Genomic DNA, 23,651 nt, shown 5'->3' with positions numbered 1-23,651 from the left:
TAAGTTTATAACACATTTATGCATTAGCTAATATTTCTTCTTTATACTCTCTTGCAGTTTCTTCATTATTTAAAACTCTTAATGTGCCAAGTGCTAATGAATCTAATTCATTTTCTCCTGGCATTATTTCTACATTAGATATAAACTCTACTCTTCTCTTTATATGTTTTGTTACAAGCTTTGAGTAAGCTATTCCACCTGTCAATATTATTGAATCTACTTTTCCTTCTACAACTGTCGCTAATTCACCTATTGCTTTAGATACTTGATAACACATAGCATCATGTACTAATTTAGCTTCTTTATTTCCTTCTTCCATCATTTTTTCCACTTCTCTAACATCTACTGTATCTAAATAAGAAACTATTCCACCTTTTCCTCTTATCATCTTTAACATTTCTTTATGTGTGTAATTTCCAGAAAAACATGTATTTATTAATTTTTTACAAGGAATCCTACCTGATCTTTCTGGTGAAAATGGTCCTTCATCATCTGATACAATGTCAATCATTTTTCCTTTTTCATGAATACTTACAGTTATGCCCCCACCTAAATGAGCAACAATTAGATTAAGTTCATTGTATTTTTTATTATTGTCTTTTGCAAACTTTATAGCCATAGCTCTAGAGTTAAGTGCATGGCTTAAGCTCTCTCTATCCATATTTTTAATTCCCGATAATCTAGCTATATCATTTAACTCATCAACGGCTACTGAGTCATATATGTATGCATTTACTCCTATAGATTTAGCTATTTCATAAGAAATTATAGCTCCCAAATTAGATGCATGTTCAATAACTGGTCTGTTAACTAATCTATCTATCATTTCATCATTTACTAAATATGCTCCTGATTTAACTGGAGGAAGCAATCCCCCTCTTCCTACAACAGCACTTAAAGTGTTTATATCTATATTATTTTCAGCTAGTACATTTAATACTTCTTGTTTTCTCATTTCAAATTGGTCTTGTATTCTTTCATACTTTGCTATTTCTTCTGATTTATGATCTATTCCTTTTGATAAAATTTGATTTTCATCATCATATACTGCTATTTTAGTTGATGTAGACCCCGGATTTATAGCTAATATTCTATAATTCATAATAATCCCCTTTTCCCTTTTTTTAAGTTATATATTAAATATGTTCTAATTTATCCCTAGTTTTAATGCATATTTAAATTAAGCTATTATAAGTACTAACTTATAATAGCTTAATTTTTATTTATATAATTTGTGTGCTTTTTGATTTTTAAGCTAAAGCTTCCTTACTTACTAGTTTCATCCCTTCATTAAATGCTTTTATATTTATATCAACAAATTTTTCTTTTACATTGTCTTTTATTATTTGTTCCCAATTTATATCTTCTAAGTTCATAGATTTAACTAATGCCCCTAAAAGAATTATATTCATTACTTTAGCATTTCCAATTTCTAGTGCTTTTTCTGCTGCATTTAATAAGCTTCCATTTAATCTATCTAATTCTTTTTCTATTTCTTCTTCTTTGTATTCAGCCTTTCCTGTAAGTATTGGCATAGAATCCATTCTATAGTTATTGTATATTATTTTTCCCCCTGGCTTTAAATACTCTAACCATCTTAAAGCTTCCATTTTTTCAAAAGAAACTAATATGTCAGCTCCACCTATTTCTATAACTGGAGAATATACTTCAGATCCATATCTAACTTGAGAGGAAACAGAACCTCCTCTTTGGCTCATTCCATGTATCTCACTCATTTTTACATCATATCCAGCTTCCATAAGCCCTGTAGTTAATAATTTACTAGCAAGTATAGTTCCTTGCCCACCTACTCCAACTAAAAGTATACTTTTTGTCATATTAGTTTACCTCCTTAGCTAATCCATTATTAGATATTGCATCTTTAGGACATACTTGAGAACATACATTACATCCTACACATTGATTTTTATCTATATTTACTTTCTTTTCATCCTTGTCAAATGATATAGCAGGACAACCTGTTTTCATACATATCTTACATCCTATGCAAGCATCTTTATCTATATCACATTTATTTGTAAATGGATTGTTAAATTCTTCTATGTCTTCTTTAGAGAATCTCTTAAGTACACATGGCCATCTAGTTATTATTACTGAAGGTTCATCTAATTCAAATGCCCAATCTAGCGTCTCTTTTACTTCTTTTAAGTTATTTGGATCTATTGTTCTAACTTGCTTAACACCACAAGCTCTAACTAAACCTTCTATATCAACTATTTCAGTAACCTCTCCTTGTAATGTATACCCTGTTCCTGGGTTTTGTTGATGCCCTGTCATTCCAGTTATTCTATTATCTAATATTACAGATATTGAATTACCTTTGTTGTATACTACATCTAATAATGAGTTTATTCCTGTATGGAAGAAAGTGGAGTCACCAAGTACACCAACTACTCTCATTTCGTTATCTTTTTTCATATTAAATACTTTTTGAGCTCCATGACCTGCACTTAAACTAGCTCCCATACATACTACTGTATCCATAGCATTATATGGAGGTGCAAATCCTAATGTATAACATCCTATATCTCCTGATACTAATACATTTTTTCTCTTTCCTAACTCATAGAAAAATCCCCTGTGTGGACATCCTGCACATAGACCTGGAGGTCTTGGCACTACTAATTCCTTATTATATTTTATTGTATCGTTTGTTTTCCCAAATACAGCTTTTCTAAGAACATCTGGAGTCATTTCTCCCATTTTAGGGAATAAGTCTTTACCTATACAATCTATACCAGCTGCTTTTAGTTGATCTTCTATAAATGGATCATTCTCTTCTATTACATATATTTTTTCAACATTAGATGCAAACTCTTTTATTCTTTCTATAGGTAATGGATTTGTAAATCCTAGCTTCATATATGATGCATCATTTTTAAATACTTCTTTAGCAAACATATAACACATTCCTGATGCTATTACACCTACTTTGCTATCATTCATTTCACAATAATTTAAAGAAGTATTATTAGAATATTCTTCTAGTTTTTCTAATCTTTCTTCTACTGAATGTCTAAGTACTCTTGCATGTGCTGGTACTGTTAATGTTTTTTGAGGATTTTTAACATAATCTTTTATTCCAACTTCTACTCTATCACTGCACTCTACTATTCCCTTTGAGTGACATAATCTAGTTGTAACTCTATATAATACTGGAGTATCAAATTCTTCACTTACTCTATATGCTTCTTTTATCATATCCTTAGCTTCTTGGCTATTTGATGGCTCAAATAAGGCAATTTTTGCAAATTTAGCATAATTTCTGTTATCTTGTTCATTTTGAGAAGAATGCATTCCTGGTTCATCAGCAGAAACTAATATCATTCCCCCATTTACTCCAGTATATGCAAATGTAAATAATGGGTCTGCTGCAACGTTAAGTCCAACATGTTTCATAGATGCTATTGTTCTAGCACCTGCAATAGATCCTCCTATTGCAGCTTCAAGTGCAACCTTTTCATTTGGTGCCCACTCAGCTACTATTGAATCTTTATATGTAGCTATATTTTCTAATATTTCTGTACTTGGAGTTCCAGGATAAGCAGATGCATATTTTACACCAGCTTCATACGCTCCACGAGCTATGGCTTCATTACCAGTCATTAGTTTTTTCATATTAAATTCCCCCATATATCTTAGTTTTAAATCTATTTCCCTTATATTTTTAACTAATTTATATATAATACATTTAGTATTATTATCTATTTTCTACCAACTTCTGACTTTTTACATATTCAAGCGCATTTTTGATTATACTTGGTGCTATCTTACATTTATTTTCATTTACTGCACAAACAGCAAATCTAAGCCCTGCTTTTAAAGGTACCATATATACATTATCTTTAGTTAATTCCTCGCATACTTCTCTTGAATTTTCACAAGGTATACTTACAAAAAATCCATCTCTATATGGAAGTATATCAAGCCCTACTTTTTCAGCTTCTTCTACAAATGCATTAGCTCTTCTTTTTAGCATTTCCTTATACGTATTTTTTTCCTCATTGTATTTCTTAAACTTCTCTGAATTATTTACTATATTGGAAAGAATTGCCATAGCTCCTCTATTGCAATTTGACCAATTTGCTCTGCAAGAGTGTACACAAGCATAGTAGAATTCTTCTGCTACATTTTCACTTGAAGTTATACAAACTGCTGCTCCCATTCTCATACCATAAGCTGTAAATCCTTTAGACATACTAAATCCTACTATAACCAATACATTTTCTGGTAGATTTGAGAACTTTTCAAAGAACATTCTACTAGCATTATCATCACTAGCAAAATCAATATATGCTATATCAACAAACAATATTATTTTCTTTTCTTTATTTTGAGCTACTTCTTTTGATAATCCTATTATTTTATCCCATTCATTATCTGATATGCTGTATCCTGTTGGGTTATGTGCTGGTGTGTTTAGAATTGTAAATATTCTTTCTTGTTTATCTGCTATTCTTAAAAATTCTTTTTTAAATGATTTGAAGTTGAAATTATTATTTTCATCAAATAACTCATAAGTTCCTACCGTTCTTCCTATTTCTTCTGTAATGCTTACATATGGACTCCAAAACCAATCTGATGTTAATACTTCATCACCTGGATTTGTATAATTCCAAGTAGCTAATTTTATAGCTCCACTTCCTCCTGGAGATGCTACTGCTCTTATATAACTATTTGGCATGTAATCTTTAAAAACTACTTTTTTAACAGCTTCAAGATAATCTGGCTGACCTTCAAGTGCTGCATAAGCAGATATTTCTGCATTTTCTAAGTTTTTATACTCACTATAAACTGTATCTAAAGTTATTAATCTTCCATAGTCATCCATTAATGCTCCTATAGTAGCATTTATAACATTTTCTCTTCCTATATTCTTTTCAGCTCTTTGAGCTCTCCCTGATAAATCAAATATTATATCTTTCTCTCTTGGCCATATAGAATGCTTAGCCGCCATACTTTGCATAATATTCCCACCACCCTATAATTATTTACTTTCACCCTTAATATAAAGCAACACTTGTGCCAAATATTCAAATATTTGAATTAATTTACTATAATAAACTAATAATTAATATAAACTAATAAAAAACAATTTTTTTTAAGTAGGCTTGTTTTTTATTAGTTTCATACTTATGTGAATCTTATTATCTATAATGACTTACCTTCGATGATAATTTTTTATGTTAATAAATCTTAACATTAGTTACTATTTTTTAACACATTAATCATTATCTTTATATTTTTTCCAAAGAGCTGTTCTGCTTATCCCTAAGATACTTGCCACCTGTGTTTTGTTTAATCCTTGAGATAATAATATATTTATAATCTTTGTTTCAACATATTTATTTATCTCTTTTATATCAATACCTATTTTTTCGTAATTTATATTTTCAAATTGACTATTACATGTATTCAAGTTATATTCATCCACTTTATTATCTTCATCTTCCACATATAATATTTCTATTTTACCTGTTAATACATATTTTTGTGCTACATTCTTTAGCTCTCTAATATTTCCCAACCAATTGTGATTATTTAATAGATTAACCTCTTCTTGCTTTAGCTGAAAGTTATCACTGATAGAAGATAGATTTGAAAAACCACCTTCTTCTATCATTTTTCTCACAAAATATTCAAACAAAAATACTATGTCTTTTTTTCTTTTTCTAAGTGGAGGTATATTTATCTCTAGGCTACTTAATCTATAAAATAAATCAGCTCTAAAAGTTTTATCTTTTATTTTTTGTCTTAGATTTTCATTAGTAGCAGCCATTATCCTTATATCTAGAGGTATCACCCGATCTGACCCCATTCTCATTATCTTTTTTTCTTCTATAACCCTAAGTAATTTAGTTTGTATATTTATAGGTAAGCTATTTATTTCATCTAAAAATATACTCCCTCCATGAGCAAGTTCAAAAAGCCCTGGCTTCCCACCTTTTTTTGCTCCTGTAAATGCTCCTTCTTCATATCCAAATAATTCACTTTCTAATAAACTTTCTGATATAGTGGCGCAATTTATAGCCACAAAAGGTTTATCTTTTCTTTGACTAATATTGTGCATACTTTGTGCTAACACTTCTTTTCCACAACCACTTTCTCCATATAATAAGGTCGTAAATTCTGTTTTACCAATCTTTTTAGCCATTTCTACAAGTTCTTTACTTATTTCATCTTTGAATATATAATCATCAAATGTATATTTAGCACAGAGCCCCTTATTATTTAAATCCATACGTATTTTTCTTTCTAAACTTTGTATATTAGTTATATCTTGAAGTATTCCAATTATTCCTTGAACTTGTCCATCAACTATTATGGGTACTGACCTTGTGTTTACTGTCAATTTATTTATATTTCTTATCTTACGCTTATGACTCTCATTTTTAATCATAGCCTCTACTAACCAATCCATACAAGGAAATACATCTTTTATATTTTTCTTATATACTTCTTCCTTTTTTGTATTTAATATTTTCTTTGCACTTTCATTAAATAGTATTATTTTGCCTTTTGTATCTATAGCTATTATTCCATCTTTTACTCCATCTAGTATATTTATAAGCATTTGATTGTTAAATTTCTCATTTGATAATGAACTTATTATATTTTTAGCGTATTCTATAGCCTCTGTTATAGATTCTTCACTAGCATTTATAAATACATTATCTATGTTATACTGTCTAGCAAAAGAACAAGCTATTCCACTTCCAACTATAACTATACCTTCTTTTTTATCGATGTATTTTAATACCTTGCTTCTTATTTCATATTTAGATTTGAACCATTCTTCCTTTATACGTATATTTATTACATCCTTTAAACTTATATAATCAAAATCTACTTCATCATACCCTAATATAAGAACTATTTCCTTTTTATATGTACTAGCTAATTTTATAGCTTTTAGTAAATCTATAGATTTCATATTTAAAGGTATTATGGGTACATTTACAGTATCTAATATAAGCTTATATCCTCCACCTCTACCTATTATTACTTGAGCTCCTTTGTCAACTAATATCTTTCCTTGTTCTTCTAATAAATCTAATTCTATAATATCTATTATAATTTCTTTATTTTTTATTTCCCTTGGGTAAAGTGTTTCTATTTTTTCTTTTAACTCTATATTTGACGCTATAACCCCTATTACATTTTCCACCTTTAGTTCCCCTTTTATCTCATTTTAAAAATTTATATTAATTATATCATATTAAATTTCTATTAATTAATATAATTTAAAGTATACTTATTTAAATATATAAACTTAGTAATAAACTATAAAGTATGGAGGTTTTGTTTATGCAATATAAAAATAGCCTATTTAATATGCCCTCTGACAAGGGCTCGTTAACAGTTAGAGGTGTAAGTTCTTTAAATATAGAATCTGATATGGCAAAAATTAATGTTAGAATCTCTTCTCAAGATAAGAGCTTAGAAATAGCAAAAGATAAAAATAGCGAAATTTTAAACAGACTTTTATATAGTCTTTCTGATTATGGTGTTTCAAAGGATGATATTTTTAGTAAAGACATTTCTGCTACTCAAAATTATGATTATGAAAAAAATACATTAATTTCTTATACTGTAACTCAACTTATAACTATAATAGTTCATGATTTAAGTAAAGTTAATGATATTTACTCTTTAGTAGTTGAAAATGGTGCAAATGATGAAATATATATAGATTTTTCTTTATCTAATCCTAATGAATACTATAATAAAGCATTAAAAAAAGCTACTCAAGATGCTAAAGATAAAGCTAGTATTTTAGCTAAAAGTTTTTCTCTTAATTATAATCCCATACCTTGTAAAGTTACTGAAATAAGTTCTCAGCTAAATAATATTAATTATTCATCTAAATCATCTATCACAAATGTAGTACCTGGTATAGTTAAGATAACAGCACAAGTAGATGCATCCTTTTTAACTTATTGTATGTAATAAAAAAAGTCTACCAGATCAATGGTAGACTTTTTTTATTTATACTATACAGTTTTCTATTTGTATTATATAATCTTGGCAGTTTTCACATATTATTATACTAACTATATAACTGTCATCAACTTTACCTGCTCTTAATAATTTGTTAAAACTTAATCCTTCATAACTTTTATCTATATCACTTATAACAAACTTTCCATTTTTAGTGAATATATAAAAATGATATTCTAAAAAACCAAAAAACTTTTGCTTTTCCTTAACTCCTTTTAGACATTCTGGGCAAGCTTCTTGGTAATATTCCATATCAAAATCTATTTCACTGCCATTAGATAACATTTCTAATATATTTTCTAATTTTATGCCATCTACGGGCTTTTCTTCATCATTTAATAAACCACTACAGTTATCTAAACTTAATACATATTCTTTATCTTCATAATTAAACTTATACTCTTTCATATTACACCTCTTATTTACCTATTTCAGATACAAAAGTTACTTCTTTAGTTAATGCATCTTCATATTCTGCATCATTTATATATCCAAGTTCATGCATTTTATAAAGTATTGTTTCTTGTCTTTTCTTTGCTTGTACAAATTGACCATATTTTGCTGGACTATTAGTTATTCCTGCTAACATAGCGCATTCAGCTAAGTTTAAATCTTTAACATCTTTACCAAAATACACTTTAGCACCTTTTCCTACCCCATAGGCTGATTTACCTAAATATATATTATTTAAGTATATACCTAATATTTCATCCTTAGATATGTTTTTATCCATGGAAGTTGCATTAAACATATCCTTAAGCTTTCTTTTTATAGTTTTATCATCACTTGTAAGTAAGTTTTTAGAAATTTGCATTTCTATAGTGCTTCCGCCCTGAGTTGTATCTGTTAGTAAATTATGTACTACAGACCTTACTAAAGATATAGTATCTACACCATTATGTTTATAGAATCTTTCATCTTCTATAGATACAATAGCATCTTTTAAATACTTTGGTATATCATTATTATCTACCACTTCACTACTTATATAATTTTGCTCTAATAGCTCTTTAGTTACTTTAGGTGAGCCTTTGACCACTGTAAATACATAAATACTAGAAACTATTGATACTAAAGCTAATACTAATAACATTGCTATTAGTAAATTTTTAAATAATTTTAATAACTTTTTATTTTTTTTCCTCTTGCTTTTTTTAGCTCTTGAACGAGAACTATAAGTACTACTTCTTGTTCTTCTATTTATAGTGTTTTCATTTTTTATTTTTTCACTTACACTTCTATTATTAAATACTTTATTATCCGTTTTATTTGTTGTTTTACTTGTACTTGAGCTTACTCTTTTCCGTCTTATTTTATTATCATCATTATTATAACTCATAAAACCTCCTTATTTATAAAGTAATTATACATTGTTATACAAAATAAATCAAAGAACAAATTTGTAAGATTATGACTATACTTAGTTTATGCAACTTTATATATTATTTGTATATTATTTGGCTAAAAAAAATGATTTTTGGAAATTATATAATATATATAATAGCAAAGGAGATTTTGTTATAGCTTATTTTATACATGATACTTGTATAGGTTGCGGCACTTATGAACCAGAGTGTCCTGTTGATATTCATCAACCTATGGAATAATACATAAAAAAAAGAAAAGCAACGCTTTTCTTTTTTACTTTATATTTATGCTATGTACAATTTGTTCTTTACTTTTATCTTCTATATTATTTAACTCTAATTTTATAGGATCTTTAGTATTATGAAGTGTTATTCCCATTTTTATATCTTTATCTTCTCCACCTTTTATATTTCCTATAAATCCTTGTATATCTTCATTAGCTGTTGAAACAAAATACTTAACTGGTTTTCCGCCTTGATATGGATATACATCTATATTAGATAATTCTATGTCGTATTTACTATTATTTCTAACATTCATACTTATTATAGCAGAAGAATTGTAAACATCTCCTACACTTATTTTTTCCTCTACTATATTTATATCCTCTATGCTTATTTTTATATCATCTTTTTCTACATTATTTATTAATATATCTTTATTTAGTATATTGTTTTTTTCTATACATATTGATGTATTTGACATAGCTATAAAAAATAATAAGGTTAAAAGCAAACATTTAGATTTTTTCATATATACCTCCTAGATTTTTATAGTTTATCCAGAAGATGTATTTTTATACATTTTTATTTAAACTAAATTTAATTTTTAATTAAATTTAGTTTAAATAAAAATTTTATAAAACTTTTTTTAAATTTACTATTGCTTTTTTTGTCGAATCTTGTTATTATAAATACAAGGTTATTCCCCTAATAACCGATTATTTACTCCCCAAATAAAATATATTCCCTAATAAACCCCTTTTTATAATATATTTTACCCCTTTTTAATGACCTTACTTGATCGGTTTAAAGTAAGGTCATTTTTTTATTCTTTATAATACTTCTTATAAGCTTATATCCCTTAGCCTTTGTGTCTACTGTATAAATTTTCCCATCACTCAATACTTTCCATACTGTATCTTCTTTGTATAACCTTATATAAGTATTGTAGTTTTTATCTTCTAGTTCCCATACAAAGTCATTTTCTTCTAATTTTTTATATCTCCAATCTAAGTTTCTACTTACACTAGATAAATCATTCATTATTTCTAAAACATCTTCATACCTATCCCTTGGATCTATCATAAGACATTTTTCTATTATATTTATAATTTCTCTTGGTACATGAGGCAAATATTTTTTTCTTATAGGGAACTTCCCTTTAGCGCATGCTATTTTTAAACTATTTAAGTCCTTATATTTTCTGGCTTGATTATTATATTCTTCATTTCCATTACACATTCTATATAATGTAGTACCTATTTGATATATATCAATTTTTTTATCTATTATAGAATTTGTACACTGCTCTGGAGCTATATGCTTATAATATACATTTCTAAGCCTTGCATTTCCTGAATTATTTAAATACAATGCCGAACCAAAATCGGTTAGTATTGCATTATCATTATCACTTATAAGTACATTATTTGGCTTTATGTCACAATGTATTATACCCAAAGAATGGATATATTGTATTGCTGATAAAAAGTCTAATGAATACTTTATAACTTCTCTAATGGTTAAGCTTTTATTCTCTAATAAATTATATAAAGATCCTCTTTCTAGGTATGGCATTGTTATATATATATTATTTTCATCTTGAGATGCTGTATTTATATTCATTATATTTGGATGATTGCACCTATATATCTTCTTAGATTCGTCAAAGTATTTATCTGCAGATTTTAATTTTTTTTTACTTATTTGCTTTAGTATAAATTTACATCCAAGCTGAGTATCTTCTACTAAATATAAATTTGAATTAACCCCTTCAGATTTAATCTTTTTTATTACCTTTAAGTTAACATTTGGATTTATTTGCATATTTCCACCCCACAATTAAATAGAAGTTCCTCTACTATACCTTCTATCTTTATTAACTGTATAGTATCTTCATTTTCTGATTCATTTTTATTTATATAGGATTTATTAATATCATGCTCTTTTATAATAGTACTTACTAATTTTTTTATATAATTTAATCTATTCCCGATATCAAAAGACTTCGGTATAATTAATTTATTTTTAACGATATATATCTTCTTATTTCTTATTTTTTTAAATATTGAAAACTCTATCTCACTTACAGATATATTAAATTCTATAAAATTCATATGTCTAACCCCCTAAAGGTTTTTTAAGATACTATATACTATGAGTTTTAATAAAAATTAACCACTAAATATAATTAGTTTTAAAAATTTTTTATTTTGAATGATATAAATTTATGTCTTATATGAAAATAATTTAAATCATAAAATTCTAACAAAAAAGCAAACTATATTTAAATAATAGTTTGCTTTTTTGTTCATTTTATTTTTAAAAATAATTTAGCTGTAGCTAATGTATCACTATCTGCTCTATGTGCATTTTTATTTTCTATTCCATAATATGCACATGCTGTTTCTAATTTTTTATTTTTGCCTTTATAGTCCTTATTAGCCTTTAACATTTCTAATGTACATATATGGTTAGTTATAGGTTCTAAATTTAATTTATCTAAATAATAATTTAAAAATTTTAAGTCAAATTTAGCATTATGAGCTATTATAGTCCTATTTCCTATATATTTTCTAAATCTAGGTAAAACTTTTTCTATAGGGTCTTCATTTTTAACCATATCATTAGTTATGTTAGTTATATCTGTTATAAATGGCGGTATATCTGAAGTTGGTTTTACAAACCTTGAATAATTCCTAATTATTTCGTTATTTTTTATCTCAGTTATTCCGATTTCTATTATTTCGCAACCCTTATATGGGTCAAGACCCGTGGTTTCTAAATCCACAACTACATATTCTTCCATGTGTAAAACTCCTTTTAGATTCTTGTTTATCTAATCATATATTATATGATAACATGTATTATGTTTTAGCACAAAATTTGCTAATATTTATTTAAATGTACAACTTAATTCATTTATTTCTAAATAAAAAAATAAGTATCTATTAAATTATTTTTTAATAGATACTTATTTTTTATTACTCTATGTATGGCATAGGATTTGTATGCTTTCCATTTATTCTTATTTCAAAATGTAAATGTGGCCCTGTTGATCTTCCTGTATTTCCTATTTTAGTTACTGCTTGTCCTTTTTGAACCTTCTGTCCAACAGATACTAGTAATTGATCGTTATGTGCATATAATGATACCTTTCCATTATCATGTTGTATCATTACAGTATTTCCATAACTTCCTTTAGGTCCTGAATATATAACTGTACCACTATCAGTTGCTACTGCTGGGGTTCCTTTTGGTGCGGGTATATCAATACCTGTATGTATCTTTTGAACATTTAATACTGGATGAAGCCTATATCCATATGGAGAGCTTATTCTAGTATGTCCTGGGACTGGCCAAGATCCACTTGATATTATTGCTCCATTTAAATTTTCATCAATTGATGCAGCACTTTGTTGTGCTTCTTGTGCTTGTTTAGCTGCTGCTTCTGCTGCTAATTTTTCAAGTTCATTTTGTAAATTATCTTCTTCAGTTTCTAGTTCTCTCTTTAAAGCTTCTAGTTCACTTTTATCAGATTGTACCTTTTCATTATTTTCTACTAGAGATATTTTTAAATCTTCTTGCATTTTCTTTTTATAATTTAAATCTTTTTCTTTTTTCTCTACTTCTGATTTATTTTCATCTAATTCTTTTAGTATCTTCTGATCTTGTTCTACAACTTGCTTAACTACATATATGTTATTGAAAAAATCTGATATAGAAGTACTACTTAATATAACCTTAATATATCCCATAGAATAATTATTGTTTATTGCTTTTAATCTTTTACCTAGAGCTTCTTCATTTTTACTTATATTTTCGTTTAGTTTTTCTATTTCAACTTTAGTAGTTTCTATTTCACCATTTAAATTTTCTATTTTATCATTAGTTTCTTTTATATTTCCTTCTATTTCTTTCACTTTAAAATCTAAATCTCTTATTTTAGATTCTAAAGTTGTTTGCTCTTCTCTGTTTTTGTTTAATTTATCATCTACACTCTTTTGTTTAGTTTCTATATTTTTATCTTCAGTATCTGCATATATATATGTTGTTCCAAATACTAAAGAGCATACTGTTAGCACTGTCAATATTTTTTTCACTCAATCGTCCCCCTATTACTTTATACTTTTAAATGTCTTTTAACTGATATAACACTTCCTAATACCCCTATAACTACTCCTGTTATAAGCAGCGTCGATATTAGTGAAGATGATATAGAAGCCAATGGAAGGACTGCACCCGACATAATATTGTTTATTGGATTTATAAATTGCTTTAAATTTTCTACTATATATCCATACATAACCAAACATATACCAATAGCTAAAGTAGCTCCTACTAATCCAATAAAAAAGCCTTCTACTATAAATGGAGATACTACAAATAAGTTACTACCACCTACATATTTTATAATTTGTATTTCTTCTTTTTTACTATATACTCTACTTTTTATCGTATTAGATATTATTACTAGGCATATTAATAGTAAGCCCCCTATTAAAATTGACCCAAATTTCTTAACTGTACTTGATATACTTAAGAAATTTTGTATTATATCTTGAAAATAAGTTATCTCTGTTACACCTTCTAACTTAGATATCTCTCTCGATATTTGCTTTATATTCTCTGGATTATCTATTGTAACAAGGAAGGAATCCTCTAAAGGATTTTGTACACCTTCAAGTAGATATGCTTCTTCTCCAAAACTTCTTTTAAGATCGTTAAAAGAAGCTTCTTTTGTTTTAAACTCAACACCTTTAACACCATTTATATCTTTAATTTTATTTTTTAATTCTATTCTCGCATCATCATTAGTGAATTCTTCTATAGATACCCTAACTTCATTTATTTCATCTTGTGCATATTTTATAAATTGGTTTATATTTAATACTATAGTTAAAACTATTCCTAGTATTATTAAAGATGCAGATATAGAAATTGTAGATATAATAGTCATAGTTTTATTGTGAAAAGCACCTTTTATTCCTTGCTTTAGACTGTATAAAAATTTAGACATTAATTTCATATTTTTCCCTCTTTGTATCTTTAATTATTTTTCCTTCTTTAAGCTCTATGACTCTCTTTGGAAATAGCTTTAATATTTCTATATCATGTGTTGCCATTATGACGGTAATACCTTCTTCATTTATTTCATTTAATAATTTTAAAATTTGAATAGAATTATGTATATCTAAATTTCCCGTACATTCATCTGCAATTATTATAGATGGTTTATTGACTATAGCTCTAGCTATACCAACTCTTTGAGATTCCCCACCTGATAATTCATGTGGATATTTACTATGTTTTTCAGCTATGCCAACTCTTTTTAACACTTCCATAACTCTTGGTCTAATTTCTTTGGCATTTGTACCTACAACCCTAAGCGCTAATTCTACATTTTCATAGACTGTTTTTTCATTTAATAGTCTAAAATCTTGAAATACTATTCCTAAATTTCTTCTGTAATTATGTACTTTGCTTGCTTTTATTTTAGTTATATCTTCCCCTAAAACAGAAAGTCTTCCTGATGATATTTTTTCTTCTCTAGTCAATAATTTAAGTAAAGTAGACTTTCCTGCTCCTGAATGTCCTACTAAAAACACAAATTCGCCTTGTTTTATTCCTAAATTTACATTATCTAGTGACTTATTACCATCTGAATAAAATTTATCTACATTAGTAAATTTAATCATTTTCATCACTCCAATTTTGCTTTTGTTGCCCTATTTTTTATTTACTATACCATTATACACAATTTAGCATTTTTTTGTAACCTTTTTGTAACTTTAATTGCAAATTTTTATCATTTAATATCAAAAAACTTCGCATATCTAATTTTTTATAGATATGCGAAGTTTTTTAATTCTTTTTCTTATTTTTAGTTTTAACTTGCGCTAGATATACAAGCCCATTACCTTGAATAGTTCTTGGATAGTTAATAGATTTTGTATGCTTTATAAGTTGAGCATATAATTCAGTTTCACTTAAATCTCTTTGAAATTCTTCCCTTGACCAGTTTTTAAGTAAAGCTAAGCTTCCTGTCACATGCGGTGTTGCCATACTTGTTCCACTTAGTACTTCATATTTGTTATTTGGATAGGTTGAAAGTATTTCTACCCCCGGCGCAATTACATCTATAACTAAATTTGCATTACTAAAACTAGCAGGATTTCCTTTTTTATCAACTGCACCTACTGATATTACTTCTTCATAAGCAGCTGGATATGAATATTCAAAACTATCAGCATTTCCATCACCACTATTTCCAGCTGCACATACTACTAATATTCCTTTTTTGACAGCTTCCTTTACTGCCCTTTCTAATTTATCTGAACTTCCACCCATTCCAAGTGACATAGATATTATATCTACCTTTTTTTCCACAGCATAATTTATGGCATTAACTACCCAACTTAATTTTCCTAGTCCATTACCTTCTATAGCTTTTAATACATATATCTGTGCACTAGGTGCTATACCTACTATATTATTATTTGGATTATTTGCCACAATAGTACCTATAACATGAGTACCATGTCCTACTCTATCAGTTACAATATTTGGATTTTTATTATCTTCATTTGTAAAATTTCTAACTTCTACTATATTATTTTTTAAGCTTTCATGATATATATCACATCCTGAATCTATTACTGCTATACGTACTCCACTTCCTTTATTAGATTCTTTCCACATATCTCTAGCTTTTATCATATCCACTCCGTATTGGTTGATTGTATTTTTTCCTCTTGAGTTTGATTCTATTTTAAATGGCAACAATTTAATGTTTAAATCTTCAGGTTTATTTTTCATATATACCACCCCAAAATTTATTCTTATAATTAATTATATATTTTTGAAGTGATAATGTGATTCTGTTCTTTATCATTTTCGAGGTAGTTTTCTATATTATTTAATAAATATTTTTCATTTATTTCACTTGCATCTATATTATGTAGGTATCTTTTATTTTCATTACATATATATACACCTTGTGTTATAATATTTTCTTCTATAATTACTTCTAAAATAATATTATTACTTAAGTAGTAGGTTCCTACCTTACCTTTTTTATCTTCTTTAAATTCGCCTACATATTTATATAACTCACAAGTGTATGTTCCTACTCCATGTTTTTTACCTTCTTTAAACTCTCCTTCATAAGTACTTTTATCTTTATATGTATATCTTCCTCTTCCATTTATAATATCATCCTTAAATTCACCTTCATATATTTCACCATTTCTATATTTCATCATACCCTTGCCTTTTTTTAATCCATATTTATACTGACCTTCATATATATTCCCATATTTATCTATGTAGCATCCATGACCATGATATATATTGTCTTTAAATTCACCATTATATTTGCTTCCATCTACAAATTCATATCTGCCTTGTCCATTTTTTTTGCCTTCTACAAAATCCCCTTCATAAATCTGCATATTTACATCAATAAGCCTTCCTTGCCCATGTTTAAGGTTATCTTTCCACATTCCATTATATTTGCTTCCATCTTTACAATATAAAATTCCCTTTCCATGTCTTTTTCCGTCTTTAAAATATCCTTTATATATGTCTTTGTTTTTATAAGTATAAGTTCCTATTCCTTCTATCTTATTTTCTTTAAAATCACCACTATACGACCCTTTATCATGATAAGTATATTTACCTATTCCATGCATTTTATCATCTTTCCAAAGCCCTTCATATCTATCTTTATTCATGTATATACATATACCAAAACCCTCTCTTTTTCCATCTTTGATCTCCCCTTTGTATACATCCCCATTATCATATTGCATAGTTTTCTCTTTACTTGATATACTAGAGTTTTCTATTTGTCTTATATTTTCTTTTACTTTCTTTGTATCTACATTGCTTCTGTCGTCTATCATTAAACTATTTCTTGTATATCCTCTTGTATGTCCTTTATTTTTAGGCTTGTTATATTTTGCTTTTAATATAATACTTACACCATAAAATAATATAAATATTGATGATAAAGATATAAATACCTTAAATATTATAGAAAAATAATTACTTATTTCTTCCACAAAAACTCCTCCTATTTCCTTTTTTGGTTTCTTATAATTTATATTTATTCTTGTACATATTTATTCATATTAAAAAGTTGTTGATATTTAATTTTATCAACAGCTTTTTTCTAGTATATAGTCAAATTCTATTTCTTCATACTTTAAATCATCAGAAAATAAGTTTATTATACTATTTATTTCTTCTACGTATTCCTCTTGCTTTAGCTTATAAAGCATTAAATCGTCTATTAAATCTTTCATATCAAAATATATATTCTCAAGTATATAAAAATGCCCAGTTCTAATATCTTTTAACTTATCTATTGTGTCCATTTTTCTACTTATATCTCTTATTATATCTATATTGTATATGTCTATGTTATTTATAGATTCCAAATACAAATATACAGTTTTTATAACTTCTATGGATATATCAAATTTGCTAGCCTCTTTTGGATTTTTATAGTATATATTTGTGTATTCATCAAAAACTTTTTCTAAGTTTTCATTTAATATTATAAATGGTGGTCTTATAAAATCTTTTATTATTAGTATGTCCCTTATCCCTTCATTTTTTTCTAAAACTTCATCTAATACATATAAATTATATGCATCATATAAAGGATCATGTGCGTCTCCTTTAAATTCTACGTTTGCACATTCGAGTAAATTTTTTAACGAAACATAATTCATACATTTTATCCCGCATTCTAAATATTTGTCCTTTATATCTACGAATAAACCTTTTATATTATTTATAAATCTTGGGTGATTGTTTTTTTGAGCACTCTTTTTATCTGTATTATTAAAGCAAGTTAAATCTAGATTTCCAAAGGTATATATACCCTCTATTTGAGAAAATGTACCTAACCATTTTTTAAATTTTCTCATAACTTCTTCATATGTTGGAGCATCTTTAACATCATCTTGCTTTATATGAGTTAATTCTTCTATATGTGGATATATTTCTTGGTTAGTTACAGGCTTTATTAATGACTTAAATTCTTCTATATTACCTGTATCCGTATCATATTGTATAGCTCCAATTGCAATTATATCTGCATTTAGCATATCTCTTTTATTTCTTACACTTGGCATATTCATTTCAAAGTCTATATAAACTCTTTTCAATCCAAACTCCCACCTTCTAAATATCTTTACTTATATTTTATCATTTTATGCTATTTTTTCACTATACATTTATAAAATTTTCGCTTTTCTTGCTTATTCAAATATATTTCATAAAATCAAAAATAAAAGGAAGAATAAAAATTCTTCCTAAATCTATAAATATATTATATTTAATTATACTAAAAATAAATAATGTAAACTTTAAAGAATTTCTAGTTGGTCTTCAAAACTTTCCATAAATGAATGCTTTACTCCATCTTTTTGCCATCCAAGTACAGAATCTATATTTACATTTTCCGCTGCTTTAAATATTGATTTTTCTACATCCTTAAAGTTTTCTCCAAGGCTTTTGATTAAATCTTTTATTTCATATCTCTTATTACCAGTCTTTTTAGCCGCTACCATACATGCACAATTTAGTGGCCATATACCACTATTTTGTATAAATCTTACTATATGCTCTTCTCTTATATAATAAAGTGGTCTTATTATTTGTATACCATCAAAGTTTGTTGAATGTAGTTTAGGTAACATTGTTTTAAAATTAGCCGAACATAGTAGGTTAAGCATTGTTGTTTCTATAACATCATCATAATGATGTCCAAGTGCTAACTTATTACACCCTAGTTCTTCAGCTTTAGAGTATAGTGCTCCTCTTCTCATTCTTGCGCACATATAACATGGATAATCTTTAGCTATTTCATCTGCTATTTCAAATATTCTTGAGTCAAATAAGTGTATTGGTATATCTAAGTACTCACAGTTATCTACAAGTAACTTTCTTATGTCTTCATGATATCCTGGATCCATAGCTATAAACTCTAATTCAAAGTTTACTTGTCCATGTCTTTTTAACTCTTGAAACATCTTAGCCATAAGTAGACTATCTTTTCCTCCAGATATTGCAACAGCTATTTTATCGCCTTCTTCTACTAGATTATAATCTCTTATAGCTTTTATAAACTTTGACCATAAATGTTTTCTATATCTTTTTATTATACTTCTTTCTATATCTTTTAATGGTTGTCTTTCATCAAAAGGTACTATTATCTCACAGCCTTTTCCCGCTAAGTTGCTCATACTATCACCTCTTATTTATATTTTGGTTATATCTATAATTCATTTTCATTAAATTTCAAATTTAGACTATTTTTAATAAAACATGCAAATTATTTTATCATATATTAAGCTAATAATTCAAGTAATCTACTCATTTATTTTAATGTGTATTTTTGCCTTAAATATAGTTTATGTATTTATTAGTAACACTTTTTTACAACTACAATGTATTATTATTAAGTTCATTCTCACTTTAAGACAGGAGGTTTAATTATATTCAACTCCACTAAGAGAAAAAGGAGGTGGAGATTAATTATGAGTGACTCTAGAAATGAATTAATGCAAAGAATTTAAGAGCTTTGTTTTGTATGTGTAGATATGAATCTATACTTAGATAATAACTCTTGTGACAAAAATGCAATTACTACTTTCAATTCTCTATGTAATCAATTTTTAGAAGCAAGATGCTTATATGAAAATAAGTATGGACCTTTAACTAGTTTTGGATTTTCACCTAGTAAATATCCTTTTAGATAGGTAGAAAGCCCTTGGTCTTGTGAAAAAGAATTTAACGACTAATAATTAAGGAGGATTTAATTTATGTAGATATATCAAAAAACACTAGAACATCCTGTTAATCTTAAAACTAAAGATATAACTATGGCTAAATATCTTATAATTCAATTTGGCGGACCTAATGGAGAATTAGCAGCGGCTCTAAGATATCTTAGTCAAAGATATACTATGCCTACAGGGAAATCTAAAGCACTTTTAACTGATATTGGAACAGAAGAATTAGCACATGTTGAAATTGTAGCTACTATGGTTTATCAACTAACATATGACGCTACTCCTGATGAGTTAGAAGAAGCAGGTCTTGGTTCTCATTACGCTCAAAATGGATTTGGTATATATCCAACAAATGCAACTGGAAATCCATTTAGTGTTTGTCCTATTGCTGTTATTGGAAATGCTGTCACTGACTTACATGAGGATATGGCCGCTGAACAAAAAGCTCTAGCTACCTATTATCAACTTATAAACCTAACTGATGATGCTGATATAATAGAAGTTTTGAGATTTTTAGGTCAAAGAGAAATTACTCATTATCAAAGATTCGGAGAAGCTTTAATAGACGTTTATGATTTTGTAGAAAGTAAACATACATTTTAATCTATAAGTTTGTTTTTTTAATGTCTAAGGCAATCTTTTGATTTGCTTTAGACATTTTTTATGTATAATATTTTTTAATTTAGAGCTTTATAATTTAACTTATAATAAAAAGGAGCTAAACTCTATTTTGTTTGAGATAGCTCCTTTTTAATCGGATTCATTATCTATATTCACTTTATTTCTCCTTTTGATATATAATATTACTTATGCTTTAATTATTATTCATTTTTATGTTCAGGTATATAATCATATTCCATTTCCTTTTCATATTCAAATATCATCAAATCTATGTTTCTCTCCATTTTTTACCTCCATTTTTTATTTATATAAATTATATTAATTGATTTAGCAAGATAATTTTTATTTTATTCTTTACTTAATTTAAACTTGAAAAATCCTTTTTGATTTATTCACTTCCACTATCTGGAGTATAATCATATTCTATTTCTTTTTCATATCCAAACATTACTAATTCTAATCTATCGTCCAAATTAATATCCCTCCTTCTTTTTATAATACATTAAATATGAAGGATTAATTTTAAATATTTCATATTTAATGTATTATATGCAAGATATTTAGAAATATTTCCTTTTTTTGAATTTAATTATTTTAGATATTTGAAAGTATCCTTATCTTTACATCTTCACTTAATGTTATAAAATTTGCTATATTTTCTATGTCTTCTACTATATATAAATGAAAATAATCGCTTAACTCTTTCAGAGACCTATACTCTTTTCTATCAAAAAAATATAGATATAAATTATTTATATATCTCAAATAACATTTGTGTATTTTTATTTCAGCATAAACATGACTTGTACTTTTCCTTGCCTCTTGAAATAATTCTTTTAACTTCATATATGCACATTGAGAGTCTTTAGGTATATATTTATCACTTAGAATTTCATTTAAGGCTGATTCAATATTTGGTATTGCTCCTTTATTTATAAATACATCTAAATAGTAGTCATCTTTTCTGTATTTGAATTTATAAAAATCTGTTACTACACCCATAGAAACACTCCTTGTTAATCTATAAATTTAACTTACACTATATATTATTTTCAATATATTAGATTATTTATTCATCAAAAATCTTTTCTACTTAAAATATTAGATTTTTTTATTTTCAAATTTATTCATCTGCATATATTCACAAACTATCAATTATTTTATGCTTAATATAAGATTATTGCATAAAAAAATAGATGTTTTATTAATAATACATCTATTTTTTATATAATGAGAAAATTTTTAAGTTATTTATAAGACTCTTCTTGCATTTACATATGCATTATTATAATAATTACTTAATTCAGATATAACTACTTTTCCTTTACTCGATGATGCATGTATCATTTTATTATTACCCATATATATCCCAACATGACTTACACTTCCATCATTTGAACCACTTGTATCAAAAAATATTAAATCTCCTTTTTGAAGATTATTTTTATTTACATATTGTCCAAATTTTGATTGATCTTTTGATACCCTTGGTATATTTATCCCCGCAGAATTTTTAAATACATATTGAGTAAATCCTGAGCAATCAAAACTATTAGGCCCTTCTGCTCCCCATACATATGGCTTTCCTAGTAATGTTTGTGCTAAATTTATTACCTTGTCGGCGCTTTGAGATGTTGTTCCACCACCATTAGATATATCTGCTGTTAAATACGCGCTTGATACATATCCTATTTGTCCATTATATTTTATCTTTGCCCATCCATTTGATTCTGATATTACTCCTACCTCAGCACCATATGGTATTGAACCTATTTTTGAGTGACTTGTGCTTGGTCCTTTTCTAATATTTAGTGAGCTTGCATTTACTTTTCTATTATATTTTACTTTTTCTTCACTTGGTGTAGTTGAAGCTTCACTGCTCTTTAAATATTGACTTGATACATATCCTATTTGTCCATTATAACTTACCTTTGCCCACCCATTTGACTCAGATATTACTCCTACTTTTGTTCCATTAGGTATTGAATCTATCTTTGAGTAACTAGTCCCCGGACCTTTTCTAACATTTAAGGAACTTGCATTTACTATCTTATTGTATTTTATAGTATTATCTGATGTATTTCCTTCAGAAGAGTTTGAAACGTAATCTCCATGTACGTATCCTACTTTTCCATTATACTTAACATTTACCCATTCTCCACTTTTTCCTATGTACTCTACTTTGTCTCCTTTATAAAACTTACCAATTGAACTATAGCTAGTACTTGGTCCTTTTCTAAAGTTTACTGAATTTCCAGTTATCGTTTTATATTCTATGTTTGATTGTTGTATAGTATCAGCATTTGCTACTGTAACTGACATTGGAAGTAATATTGATGTTACTACCAATCCCATTTTTATACTTTGCTTATTCATATTTTATTACTATAGCTTAGAGGCTATAGTATACTCAACTCCTCTCCTTAATTGGTGTTTATACCCTAGCTTTAAATTTCATTTTATAATACTTTTTTATTTTATATTTTAACGTTTTGCCCATGCTAATATTATTTCAAATTTGTAAGTTTTTGTCTATATTTTTCGATAACTGTTATATATTTACAATTTATATATATATTTTTCTTCTTATAAAATTTTCTTAACATTTAAA

General features: G+C 27.0%; 23 protein-coding genes and 1 pseudogene. 4 read left to right on the top strand and 20 right to left on the bottom strand.

The genetic code is table 11. From position 1 onward, the window contains the following. Positions 1–16: 16 nt before the first annotated feature. The 5 genes from buk to I2H23_RS15270 all read right to left on the bottom strand — a co-directional run bounded on the left by buk (position 17) and on the right by I2H23_RS15270 (position 7,189). A complete protein-coding gene (buk, locus tag I2H23_RS01100; RefSeq protein WP_195236866.1) occupies positions 17–1,102 on the bottom strand; it encodes a butyrate kinase in 1,086 nt (361 codons plus the stop codon). A gap of 148 nt (positions 1,103–1,250) precedes the next feature. After that, a complete protein-coding gene (locus I2H23_RS01095; RefSeq protein ID WP_195580882.1) occupies positions 1,251–1,838 on the bottom strand; it encodes an indolepyruvate oxidoreductase subunit beta in 588 nt (195 codons plus the stop codon). Position 1,839: 1 nt separating this feature from the next. Continuing rightward, entirely contained in the window at positions 1,840–3,639 is a 1,800-nt protein-coding gene (gene iorA, locus I2H23_RS01090; protein ID WP_195580881.1) for an indolepyruvate ferredoxin oxidoreductase subunit alpha, read from the bottom strand. Between the two features lie 82 nt (positions 3,640–3,721). Beyond that, positions 3,722–4,987 carry a pyridoxal phosphate-dependent aminotransferase gene (locus tag I2H23_RS01085; RefSeq protein ID WP_207741677.1) on the bottom strand — a complete coding sequence of 422 codons (1,266 nt, stop codon included), beginning with the start codon at positions 4,985–4,987 and terminating at the stop codon, positions 3,722–3,724. Between the two features lie 258 nt (positions 4,988–5,245). Continuing rightward, positions 5,246–7,189, bottom strand: coding sequence for a sigma 54-interacting transcriptional regulator (locus tag I2H23_RS15270; protein ID WP_092926967.1), 1,944 nt, complete (start codon positions 7,187–7,189; stop codon positions 5,246–5,248). A gap of 140 nt (positions 7,190–7,329) precedes the next feature. On the opposite strand from I2H23_RS15270, the gene I2H23_RS01075 reads away from it, so the two are divergent. Beyond that, on the top strand, positions 7,330–7,971 hold the full coding sequence (locus tag I2H23_RS01075; protein ID WP_176698701.1) for an SIMPL domain-containing protein: 642 nt from the start codon (positions 7,330–7,332) through the stop codon (positions 7,969–7,971). A 39-nt stretch (positions 7,972–8,010) separates the two neighbouring features. On the opposite strand, the gene I2H23_RS01070 is transcribed toward I2H23_RS01075, so the two are convergent. Further along, positions 8,011–8,430, bottom strand: coding sequence for a DUF3785 domain-containing protein (locus I2H23_RS01070; protein WP_092926971.1), 420 nt, complete (start codon positions 8,428–8,430; stop codon positions 8,011–8,013). A gap of 10 nt (positions 8,431–8,440) precedes the next feature. Then, the gene (locus tag I2H23_RS01065; RefSeq protein ID WP_092926972.1) at positions 8,441–9,361 is read right to left on the bottom strand and encodes a biosynthetic peptidoglycan transglycosylase; all 921 of its coding nucleotides are present in this window, start codon (positions 9,359–9,361) and stop codon (positions 8,441–8,443) included. Between the two features lie 118 nt (positions 9,362–9,479). Between I2H23_RS01065 and I2H23_RS01060 the strand changes: the two genes are divergently transcribed. Beyond that, positions 9,480–9,629, top strand: a complete 150-nt coding sequence (locus I2H23_RS01060; protein WP_176698702.1) for a hypothetical protein — start codon at positions 9,480–9,482, stop codon at positions 9,627–9,629. A 34-nt stretch (positions 9,630–9,663) separates the two neighbouring features. Here I2H23_RS01060 and I2H23_RS01055 read toward each other — a convergent pair whose 3' ends face one another. The 11 genes from I2H23_RS01055 to I2H23_RS01005 all read right to left on the bottom strand — a co-directional run bounded on the left by I2H23_RS01055 (position 9,664) and on the right by I2H23_RS01005 (position 19,870). Further along, the gene (locus I2H23_RS01055; RefSeq protein WP_092926973.1) at positions 9,664–10,143 is read right to left on the bottom strand and encodes a hypothetical protein; all 480 of its coding nucleotides are present in this window, start codon (positions 10,141–10,143) and stop codon (positions 9,664–9,666) included. A gap of 275 nt (positions 10,144–10,418) precedes the next feature. Continuing rightward, positions 10,419–11,438, bottom strand: a complete 1,020-nt coding sequence (locus tag I2H23_RS01050) for a serine/threonine-protein kinase (protein ID WP_092926975.1) — start codon at positions 11,436–11,438, stop codon at positions 10,419–10,421. Further along, positions 11,429–11,728, bottom strand: coding sequence for a hypothetical protein (locus I2H23_RS01045; RefSeq protein ID WP_195580880.1), 300 nt, complete (start codon positions 11,726–11,728; stop codon positions 11,429–11,431). Before I2H23_RS01045 ends, I2H23_RS01050 begins: the two co-directional genes overlap by 10 nt. 194 nt (positions 11,729–11,922) lie before the next feature. Continuing rightward, positions 11,923–12,420: a 3'-5' exonuclease gene (locus I2H23_RS01040; protein WP_092926979.1), complete on the bottom strand. Its 498-nt coding sequence runs from the start codon at positions 12,418–12,420 to the stop codon at positions 11,923–11,925. 175 nt (positions 12,421–12,595) lie between these two features. Next, complete coding sequence (locus tag I2H23_RS15555) at positions 12,596–13,714, bottom strand: murein hydrolase activator EnvC family protein (protein WP_195580879.1); 1,119 nt, start codon at positions 13,712–13,714, stop codon at positions 12,596–12,598. A gap of 20 nt (positions 13,715–13,734) precedes the next feature. Further along, the gene (ftsX, locus tag I2H23_RS01030; protein WP_092926983.1) at positions 13,735–14,640 is read right to left on the bottom strand and encodes a permease-like cell division protein FtsX; all 906 of its coding nucleotides are present in this window, start codon (positions 14,638–14,640) and stop codon (positions 13,735–13,737) included. Further along, the gene (ftsE, locus tag I2H23_RS01025) at positions 14,624–15,310 is read right to left on the bottom strand and encodes a cell division ATP-binding protein FtsE (protein WP_092926985.1); all 687 of its coding nucleotides are present in this window, start codon (positions 15,308–15,310) and stop codon (positions 14,624–14,626) included. The genes ftsX and ftsE overlap by 17 nt, the downstream gene beginning before the upstream one ends. 166 nt (positions 15,311–15,476) lie before the next feature. Next, complete coding sequence (locus I2H23_RS01020; protein ID WP_195580878.1) at positions 15,477–16,430, bottom strand: S8 family peptidase; 954 nt, start codon at positions 16,428–16,430, stop codon at positions 15,477–15,479. A 29-nt stretch (positions 16,431–16,459) separates the two neighbouring features. Beyond that, positions 16,460–17,677: an MORN repeat-containing protein gene (locus I2H23_RS01015; protein ID WP_195580877.1), complete on the bottom strand. Its 1,218-nt coding sequence runs from the start codon at positions 17,675–17,677 to the stop codon at positions 16,460–16,462. A 96-nt stretch (positions 17,678–17,773) separates the two neighbouring features. Beyond that, positions 17,774–18,790, bottom strand: a complete 1,017-nt coding sequence (locus I2H23_RS01010; RefSeq protein WP_195580876.1) for a 3'-5' exonuclease — start codon at positions 18,788–18,790, stop codon at positions 17,774–17,776. Between the two features lie 201 nt (positions 18,791–18,991). Continuing rightward, positions 18,992–19,870 (bottom strand): tRNA 2-thiocytidine biosynthesis TtcA family protein, encoded by an 879-nt coding sequence (locus tag I2H23_RS01005; RefSeq protein WP_195580875.1) that lies wholly within the window; start codon positions 19,868–19,870, stop codon positions 18,992–18,994. 348 nt (positions 19,871–20,218) lie between these two features. On the opposite strand from I2H23_RS01005, the pseudogene I2H23_RS01000 reads away from it, so the two are divergent. Both I2H23_RS01000 and I2H23_RS00995 read left to right on the top strand, forming a co-directional pair. Then, a pseudogene (locus I2H23_RS01000) lies at positions 20,219–20,386 on the top strand (spore coat protein CotJB); the annotation flags it as partial. A gap of 69 nt (positions 20,387–20,455) precedes the next feature. Then, a complete protein-coding gene (locus tag I2H23_RS00995; RefSeq protein ID WP_271932896.1) occupies positions 20,456–21,022 on the top strand; it encodes a manganese catalase family protein in 567 nt (188 codons plus the stop codon). 612 nt (positions 21,023–21,634) lie between these two features. On the opposite strand, the gene I2H23_RS00990 is transcribed toward I2H23_RS00995, so the two are convergent. Together I2H23_RS00990 and I2H23_RS00985 are read right to left on the bottom strand one after the other, a co-directional pair. Further along, positions 21,635–22,042 carry a hypothetical protein gene (locus I2H23_RS00990; RefSeq protein WP_195580874.1) on the bottom strand — a complete coding sequence of 136 codons (408 nt, stop codon included), beginning with the start codon at positions 22,040–22,042 and terminating at the stop codon, positions 21,635–21,637. Positions 22,043–22,291: 249 nt separating this feature from the next. After that, the gene (locus I2H23_RS00985) at positions 22,292–23,416 is read right to left on the bottom strand and encodes a C40 family peptidase (protein ID WP_195580873.1); all 1,125 of its coding nucleotides are present in this window, start codon (positions 23,414–23,416) and stop codon (positions 22,292–22,294) included. Between the last annotated feature and the right edge of the window lie 235 nt (positions 23,417–23,651).

It is taken from the genome of Romboutsia sp. BSD2780061687b_171204_C1, from assembly GCF_015560225.1.
GTDB lineage: Bacteria > Bacillota > Clostridia > Peptostreptococcales > Peptostreptococcaceae > Romboutsia_C > Romboutsia_C hominis.
The sequence above is the reverse complement of the archived record's forward strand: the minus strand, read 5'-3'. Positions and strand labels throughout refer to the sequence as shown.